Below are 4,926 nucleotides of genomic sequence, written 5' to 3'. Positions count from 1 at the left end.
GCTACCAAATTAACAAAGTCGCCGCCACCCGTGCACATTAACACGTACCGGACCGTACGGGCTCCCGTGGCCCCGGTGTGCGCCCGTACGGCCCTCCAGGGGCCCCACAGGCGGTCCGTGCCGCTACGCCGCCGGAGACAGGCGTGCGCGCAGGAGACCCGCCAGAGCCTCCGCGAAGTCCACCGGATCCACCGGAAGGGTGACGGCGGCGTCCGCGCGGCTCCACGTGGCCAGCCACGCGTCCTGCGGACGGCCCATCAGGAGCAGTACCGGCGGACACCGGAAGATCTCGTCCTTGATCTGCCGGCACACACCCATGCCCCCGGCCGGAACCGCCTCACCGTCCAGCACGCACACGTCGATGCCGCCCGCGTCCAGCTCCTTGAGGACGGCGGGAAGCGTCGCGCACTCCAGGAACTCCACCGGCGGCAGGTCGGAGGCCGGCCTGCGCCCGGCCGCCAGCCGCACCTGCTCCCGGGTGCCCGAGTCGTCGCTGTAGACCAGAACCCGCGCAGTCGCCCGCATTTCGTTCCTCCACGTGTCCCGTGAAAAACGCTGATGTTGCGCGGGATGCTACTCCGTCGCGCCCGGCGCCAACATCGGTTCGCACAGCCTCATGATCGGATGTTCCGCGGGTGCGTGGAGGCCGATCTGATGGGCCGTTCGGGCCTTGCACACGGCCCTGACACTCCGAACGGCACCCCCCGGGGTGAGGGCGGGATAAGGGACCGACATAATGTCGGTCGTGGCGACAGCAACGACAGTAGATACCGGGCACGCGCACCCGACGGTCAACAGGCCGAACCTCGTCAGCGTCGGAACCATCATCTGGTTGAGTTCCGAGCTGATGTTCTTCGCGGCCCTCTTCGCGATGTACTTCACCCTGCGATCCGTGACAGGCGCCGAGTACTGGAAGGAACAGGCTGACTTCCTGAACCTTCCGTTCTCGGCGACGAACACGACGATCCTGGTGCTGTCTTCGCTCACCTGCCAGCTCGGCGTATTCGCCGCCGAGCGAGGTGACGTGAAGAAGCTCAGGACGTGGTTCATCATCACGTTCGTCATGGGTGCGATCTTCATTGGCGGCCAGGTGTTCGAGTACACCGAGCTGGTCAAGCACGAGGGCATCTCCCTCTCGTCCGGACCGTACGGATCGGTGTTCTACCTGACCACCGGCTTCCACGGTCTGCACGTGACGGGCGGTCTCATCGCCTTCCTGCTGGTCCTCGGCCGGACGTACGCGGCCAAGAGGTTCACCCACGAACAGGCCACGTCGGCCATCGTCGTGTCCTACTACTGGCACTTCGTCGATGTCGTCTGGATCGGCCTCTTCGCAACGATCTACCTGATCAAGTAGCGAACACGTCGCCGGGCCCGTCCCGGCACTCCATCCAGAAACACCGACGCAGAAGATCCTGACACCCGGGGTAATCCGTGAAAAAGCTCTCCGCACGACGACGCCATCCGCTGGCGGCGGTCGTCGTTCTACTCTTCGCGCTGGCGGTCACTGGGGGGCTGTACGCCGCCTTCGCGCCCGCGGGCAATGCGCAGGCCGACGAAACCGCCCAGTCCCTCGCCATCGAGGAGGGCCAGAAGCTCTACGCCGTCGGCTGCGCAAGCTGCCACGGAACCGGCGGTCAGGGTTCCTCTGACGGCCCCAGCCTGGTCGGCGTCGGCTCCGCAGCCGTCGACTTCCAGGTGAGCACGGGCCGCATGCCCGCCCAGCAGCCCGGCGCCCAGGTGCCGAAGAAGCCCGTCATCTACAGCCAGGCGCAGACCGACCAGCTGGCCGCGTACATCGCGTCCCTCGGTGCCGGTCCCAGCACGCCCCACGAAAAGCAGTACGACCCCGCGGGCGCCGACATCGCCAGGGGTGGCGAACTGTTCCGCAACAACTGCGCGCAGTGCCACAACTTCACCGGCGAGGGCGGCGCGCTGACGAACGGCAAGTACGCCCCGAACCTCGAGGGCGTCGAGCCGAAGCACATCTACGAGGCCATGCTCACCGGCCCGCAGAACATGCCCTCCTTCCCGGACAGCACCATGCCGGAGAAGGAGAAGAAGGACATCATCGCGTACCTCCAGAACGTCAACGGCGAGAAGTCGACCAGCCCCGGTGGCCTCAAGCTCGGTGGCCTCGGCCCCGTCTCCGAAGGCCTGTTCGGCTGGGTGTTCGTTCTGGGTGCGCTGATCGCTGTCGCCGTCTGGGTCGCGGCCCACACCGCTAAGGCCAAGAAGTCATGAGTAGCCAAGACATTCCCGAAGAGAAGCACCTGCCGAGCGAGCAGAGCGACGCGCACCACGGTGGCGTGGCAGTGGCGGACGACCCGTTCGCCGACCCGGGTCTGCCGGTTCACAAGCCGCGCATCCAGGACATCGACGAGCGGGCCGCGAAGCGGTCCGAGCGCACGGTGGCCATGCTGTTCACCCTGTCGATGCTGGCCACGATCGGCTTCATCGCCTCGTTCGTGTCCATCCCGGCCGACAAGATCGTCTACATCTTCCCCATCGGGAAGGTGAGCGCGCTCAACTTCGCCCTCGGCATGACCCTGGGCACGGCGCTCTTCTGCATCGGCGCGGGCGCGGTCCACTGGGCCCGCACCCTGATGTCCGACGTGGACATCGCCGAGGAGCGCCACCACATCACGGCCACGCCCGAGGCGCGCGCCAAGGCCAAGCAGAACTTCCAGGACGGCGCCCGCGAGTCCGGGATCGGCCGCCGGCCCCTGATCCGCAACACGCTGATCGGGGCGATGGCCCTGTTCCCGCTCTCCGCCGTCGTGCTCCTGCGCGACCTGGGTCCGCTGCCCGAGGACAAGCTCCGCAAGACCCTCTGGGCCAAGGGCAAGCTGCTCATCAACTCGAACACGATGGAGCCGCTGCGTCCCGAGGACGTGCTCGTCGGTTCCCTGACCTTCGCGATGCCCGAAGGTCTGAAGGAAGACGACCACCACTTCCAGACGGAGATCGCCAAGGCCGCGCTGATGATCGTCCGGATCAAGCCGGAAGACATCAAGGACAAGCAGGAACTGGAGTGGTCCGCCGACGGCATCGTGGCGTACTCCAAGATCTGCACCCACGTCGGCTGCCCGATCAGCCTGTACGAGCAGCAGACGCACCACGTGCTCTGCCCGTGCCACCAGTCCACCTTCGACCTCTCCGACGGCGCCCGAGTCATCTTCGGCCCGGCTGGTCACGCGCTCCCGCAGCTGCGGATCGGCGTCAATGACGAAGGTTTCCTCGAGGCGCTCGGCGACTTCGAAGAGCCCGTCGGTCCTGCATTCTGGGAGCGCGGATGAGCACTGCCACAGAAACCAACGAGCGCAAGGCTCCGGCCGGTGAGCGTGTCACCGACTGGATCGACGGCCGGATGGGCATTCACAGCCTGGGCAAGGCCGGCCTGCGCAAGATCTTCCCGGACCACTGGTCCTTCATGCTGGGTGAGATCTGCCTGTTCAGCTTCATCATCATCATCCTCACGGGTGTGTACCTGACGCTGTTCTTCCACCCGAGCATGAACGAGGTCGTGTACGACGGCTCGTACGTCCCCATGCAGGGCGTGCTGATGTCCGAGGCCTTCAACTCGACGATGCACATCAGCTTCGACGTCCGCGGCGGTCTGCTCATCCGGCAGATCCACCACTGGGCGGCGCTGGTCTTCGTCGCGGCGATGATCGTGCACATGATGCGCGTCTTCTTCACCGGCGCGTTCCGCAAGCCGCGTGAGATCAACTGGGTCTTCGGCTTCCTGCTGCTGGTCCTCGGCATGTTCACCGGCTTCACCGGTTACTCGCTGCCGGACGACCTGCTCTCGGGCACCGGTGTCCGCTTCATGCAGGGCGCGGTCCTGTCGATCCCGGTCGTCGGTACCTACCTGTCGTTCTTCCTCTTCGGCGGGGAGTTCCCCGGCGGCGACTTCGTGGCCCGGTTCTACTCGGTCCACATCCTGCTGCTGCCGGGCATCATGCTGGGCCTGATCGTGGCCCACCTGATCCTCGTCGTGTACCACAAGCACACCCAGTTCGCGGGCCCGGGCAAGACCGAGAACAACGTCGTCGGCCTCCCGCTGATGCCGGTGTACATGGCCAAGGCCGGTGGCTTCTTCTTCCTGAACTTCGGCATCATCGCGGCCGTCTCGGCGATCGCGTCGATCAACCCGATCTGGGCCATCGGCCCGTACCGTCCGGACCACGTGTCCACCGGTGCGCAGCCCGACTGGTACATGGGTATGCCCGAAGGCCTCGTCCGCGCCATGCCGGGCTGGGAGATCAACCTGTGGGGCCACACGCTCGTCCTGGGCGTGCTGATCCCGCTGATGCTCTTCCCGCTGGTGCTCGGTGCGATCGCCGTCTGGCCGTTCATCGAGTCCTGGGTCACCGGGGACAAGCGCGAGCACCACATCCTGGACCGCCCGCGCAACGTCCCGACCCGTACGGCCTTCGGTGTCGCCTGGATCGCGGAGTACGTCGTGCTCCTCATCGGCGGCGGCAACGACATGTTCGCCCAGTACTTCCACCTGTCGATCAACTCGATCACCTGGTTCGTCCGGATCGGCTTCTTCGTCGTCCCGGTCATCGCCTTCATCGTCACCAAGCGGATCTGCCTCGGCCTCCAGCGCCGGGACCACGACAAGGTGCTGCACGGTCGCGAGACCGGCATCATCAAGCGTCTGCCGCACGGTGAGTTCGTCGAGGTCCACGAGCCGCTCTCGCAGGGCAAGCTGCACCAGCTCACCGCGCACGACCAGTACAAGCCGATCGAGATCGGCCCGACGGTCGACGAGAACGGTGTCGAGCGCAAGGTGAAGTCGCTGGAGAAGCTCAAGGCGAAGCTCAGCAAGGCTCACTACGGCGAGGGCAACCAGATCGAGAAGCCCACCGTGGAGGAGTACAAGGAGATCCAGAGCGGCCACGGCCACCACTGATC

5 protein-coding genes are annotated in these 4,926 nt (G+C 66.0%); 4 read left to right on the top strand and 1 reads right to left on the bottom strand.

The genetic code is table 11. The features are described 5' to 3' along the window. Positions 1-123 precede the first annotated feature (123 nt). On the bottom strand, positions 124-525 hold the full coding sequence (locus ACWGDE_RS36120) for a hypothetical protein (protein WP_453393309.1): 402 nt from the start codon (positions 523-525) through the stop codon (positions 124-126). 211 nt (positions 526-736) lie between these two features. Between ACWGDE_RS36120 and ctaE the strand changes: the two genes are divergently transcribed. The 4 genes from ctaE to qcrB all read left to right on the top strand — a co-directional run bounded on the left by ctaE (position 737) and on the right by qcrB (position 4,924). Next, positions 737-1,357, top strand: coding sequence for an aa3-type cytochrome oxidase subunit III (gene ctaE / locus ACWGDE_RS36115; RefSeq protein WP_453393308.1), 621 nt, complete (start codon positions 737-739; stop codon positions 1,355-1,357). Positions 1,358-1,434: 77 nt separating this feature from the next. Further along, positions 1,435-2,244, top strand: a complete 810-nt coding sequence (qcrC, locus tag ACWGDE_RS36110; RefSeq protein ID WP_453393307.1) for a cytochrome bc1 complex diheme cytochrome c subunit — start codon at positions 1,435-1,437, stop codon at positions 2,242-2,244. Beyond that, on the top strand, positions 2,241-3,299 hold the full coding sequence (qcrA, locus tag ACWGDE_RS36105; protein ID WP_453393306.1) for a cytochrome bc1 complex Rieske iron-sulfur subunit: 1,059 nt from the start codon (positions 2,241-2,243) through the stop codon (positions 3,297-3,299). The genes qcrC and qcrA overlap by 4 nt, the downstream gene beginning before the upstream one ends. After that, entirely contained in the window at positions 3,296-4,924 is a 1,629-nt protein-coding gene (gene qcrB / locus ACWGDE_RS36100) for a cytochrome bc1 complex cytochrome b subunit (protein ID WP_453393305.1), read from the top strand. The genes qcrA and qcrB overlap by 4 nt, the downstream gene beginning before the upstream one ends. Positions 4,925-4,926: the final 2 nt, after the last annotated feature.

The organism is Streptomyces sp. NPDC054956 (assembly GCF_053609185.1).
The sequence above is the reverse complement of the archived record's forward strand: the minus strand, read 5'-3'. Positions and strand labels throughout refer to the sequence as shown.